Here is a 3039-nt window from a genome sequence, read left to right on the forward strand (position 1 = left end):
CATCGAAGCGGTGTGCAGCCAGCACCGGTATCAGCTCGGCCATCCCCTCCATCTGTTGCCCCTTTTCGACGCATGCTCGGGTCGCTGAGCGTCCGCCCAACCGCTGTCGCACAAACCTTAATACGCACTCGCCGCGTCGAAATCTGAACTGGGTCGAGGTAGTGGGTCAGTTTGACCGGGGAAAATGCGACGGCTCGTAGCTCATTTGGGTCAGAATCAGCTTTCGGTAGGGGTTAGTTTGGCCCCTGTGCGGCGGCCGGCGCTGGACTCGCACAGTCCCGCTACGTGATCGGCTGGCTGAAATCGAACCGAACCTTTTGCGGGTCGGTCGCATCAACCTGTACCGGGATGGTCGCGCCGGTCTGCAGGTGGCCCACGACGACGTGGCTAAGATCAACCGTCCGCTTAACTGTCACGTCGTAGGGTTGGCGGCCAGGGACTTCCACCCTCAGTCCGATCCGGAGCGCGAGAGCATCTCCCGCTTGGTACGGGGCCGTGGCCCGATTCACCGATAAAACCTGCGCCGTCCCCGTCAGCGCGGCACCGCGAATTTTGGGATTCATGAACTTCGTCTGCCAGATGCCGACGACGACAGCCGCGAGGATCCCGACGGCAATGATCCACAAATTGCTGAGGTTCCACAAATAGTGCACTGACGCACGGTAGCACCGTCCTCGCCGCTACCGATCCCAAAATTGAAGGGCGCGGCATCAATCGAGTAGTGCGGCGATGTCGCGGTGCGTCCAGATGCGGTTGGTGATGCCGACAGCCATTGCGGGCGTTGTCTTGTGGCCGCCCGTCGATTTGGTGAGGGTGCCGTGCGGGCGGGCGAAGTTGTACGACATGTAGTGCAGCGACACCTAGTGGGCCAAGTTCTCGACCTTCTTTGAGAACCCGTTGGTGAGCCGGGTAAACCGGCGCATCCCCATCCGCATGGACAGGTTTTGGCGCTCCACGTAGGACGTGCTGGCCTTGTCGAGCTCGGGCTTGCCTTGCACTACCCGCAAGTCAATGCCGGTGCACACGGCGGGACTGTAACGACGTTCGTTGTCGATCCCGGCAGGGAATAGTGTCGCAGTATGGACATCTCTTGCGCCTTCGCGACCTCGTCGGACACCCCGGCACACGTGCAGGTGGCCGAAAAGCTCGGCTACCGGCGAGCGTGGCTCTATGACTCCCCCGCGCTTCAATCCGACGTGTGGATGGTCCTTTCGCGTTGTGCTGAACGCACGTCGCGCATCGGCCTCGGGCCGGGTGTGCTCGTTCCCAGCCTGCGTCACCCCATGGTCAACGCCGCCGCAATCGCCGAGCTCGCAGACCAAGCGCCGGGTCGCGTCGCAGTGGCCGTCGGGTCGGGCTTCACCGGCCGGTTCGCGCTGGGCAAGCGGCCCATGCCGTGGCGCCAGGTCGCTGAATACGTCCGATGCTTGAGGGCGCTGCTGGCCGGCGAAACCAGCGAATGGGACGGCGCGAAAATCCGCATGCTGCACCGGCCTGGCTTCGGCGCGAAGCGACCGCTCAACGTCCCGATCTTGATCGGCGCCGACGGCCCGAAGGGGCTGGCGGTGGCGGCCGAACTCGGCGACGGCGTGTTCTCCGCCGCCGTCCCCCAACCCGATGCGGTCAAGGTGGCCGATTGGAGGGCGCTGCTGTCCTTCGGCACAGTGCTCGATGAGGGCGAGCAGCTGACCTCTGCTCGGGTCGTCGACGCCGCCGCGCCTGCAGCGGTGGTTATGTATCACGCCGCCTACGAGCGCGGCGGCGCGGCCGCGGTTGACGGGCTACCGGGCGGGCGCGAGTGGCGTGCGGCGGTCGAGGCCTGTCCGGAGGCCGAGCGGCATCTCGCAATCCACGAGGGACACCTGGTCAAGGCCAACCCCCGGGACGAGCCACACGTCGGCGACCTCATACCGTTGGCCAGCGCCACGGCGTTGGTGGGTACAGCGCAACAGGTATCGGAGCGCGTTGCCGGATTCGGCGCACTCGGCGTCACCGAACTCGTTTACCAGCCGGCCGGATCCGACATCGAGCGAGAGCTCCGCGCCTTCGCATCCGCCATGGGTCTTAAGGGCTGAGGTATTACCGTGTGGTGATGGCTGCCAAAGTTATCGTCACGGCGTTGCTTGCTGCGCTTTTTGCGTTTGCCAGCTTGATCAAGCTGTTCGGGGTGCGGCAATCGCTCGCGATCCGCGACCATCTCGGCGTTAAGCCGGCGCAATGGCGCTTGATTGGGCTACTCGAACTGGCCGGCGTCGCCGGTGTCTTGGTGGGTTTGGTCTGGGCGCCGCCGATCGGTGTCGCCGCCGCCATCGGGCTTGCTCTGCTCTTGTTGGGCGCCATTGTTTTTCACGTGCGCGCATCAGACAGCGTCGCTGACACGGCTCCGGCGGTGATCGGCCTGGGCCTGGCTGTCGCGACCGCCATCCTGCAGTCGGTCTAACGGCTACTGTCGCGCCCGCGCCAGCACTAGTAAGCTGGGCTAAATGAATGACGTTGTCATCGCCGGCGCCGGCCCCAATGGTCTGATGCTGGCTTGTGAGCTCGCACTGTCCGGAATCCGGCCGATCGTGTTGGACCCGTTGCCGGGACCAAATCCGGAGCCGCGCGCCAACGGGGTGACGGGCCAAGGGGTTCGGATTCTCGACCATCGAGGTTTCTACAGCGTCCTGGCGGAGACCGATGACCCACCGCAGCCGTCCCCTTGGGCCATGTTTGCGGCCTTGACGCTGGATCTGGCGGGGACGGCCGATACCCAAAACTATATGGTCGCCGTGCAGCAGCCCCGCCTTGTGCAAATCCTTGCCGAGCGCGCCGGCGAGTACGACGTGGACATTCGCTGGGACCACCGGCTGACAGGCTTCGACCAACGCGCCGACGGCGTCACCGTGCAGGTCGCCGGTCCGGATGGTGACTATGAGCTAATGGGATCCGAACAGCGAGCCTTCGCTCGATAGGTTCTTGTTCGGGGGACGCTGTTCACCGAGCCGCCGGTTGGTGAGCGTCGTTATGAGCTGAAGCGCTGGTCGACTTCTAAGGCTA

The 3039-nt window shown here is 64.5% G+C and carries 4 protein-coding genes and 1 pseudogene; 3 read left to right on the plus strand and 2 right to left on the minus strand.

All coding sequences use genetic code 11. From position 1 onward, the window contains the following. Positions 1-281: 281 nt before the first annotated feature. On the minus strand, positions 282-626 hold the full coding sequence (locus WAN71_RS06430; protein WP_422224534.1) for a hypothetical protein: 345 nt from the start codon (positions 624-626) through the stop codon (positions 282-284). A gap of 84 nt (positions 627-710) precedes the next feature. After that, positions 711-1049, minus strand: a pseudogene (locus tag WAN71_RS06435) (hypothetical protein); the annotation flags it as partial. Between the two features lie 30 nt (positions 1050-1079). Between WAN71_RS06435 and WAN71_RS06440 the strand changes: the two are divergent. From WAN71_RS06440 to WAN71_RS06450, 3 genes are read left to right on the plus strand one after another with little or no spacing between them, the layout of a single operon-like run. Then, positions 1080-2075, plus strand: a complete 996-nt coding sequence (locus WAN71_RS06440; RefSeq protein ID WP_422224535.1) for an LLM class flavin-dependent oxidoreductase — start codon at positions 1080-1082, stop codon at positions 2073-2075. 17 nt (positions 2076-2092) lie between these two features. Continuing rightward, the gene (locus tag WAN71_RS06445; protein ID WP_422224536.1) at positions 2093-2440 is read left to right on the plus strand and encodes a DoxX family protein; all 348 of its coding nucleotides are present in this window, start codon (positions 2093-2095) and stop codon (positions 2438-2440) included. 43 nt (positions 2441-2483) lie between these two features. Continuing rightward, entirely contained in the window at positions 2484-2954 is a 471-nt protein-coding gene (locus tag WAN71_RS06450) for an FAD-dependent oxidoreductase (protein ID WP_422224537.1), read from the plus strand. Positions 2955-3039 lie beyond the last annotated feature (85 nt).

It is taken from the genome of Mycobacterium sp. (assembly GCF_049280035.1).
Classification (GTDB): domain Bacteria; phylum Actinomycetota; class Actinomycetes; order Mycobacteriales; family Mycobacteriaceae; genus Mycobacterium.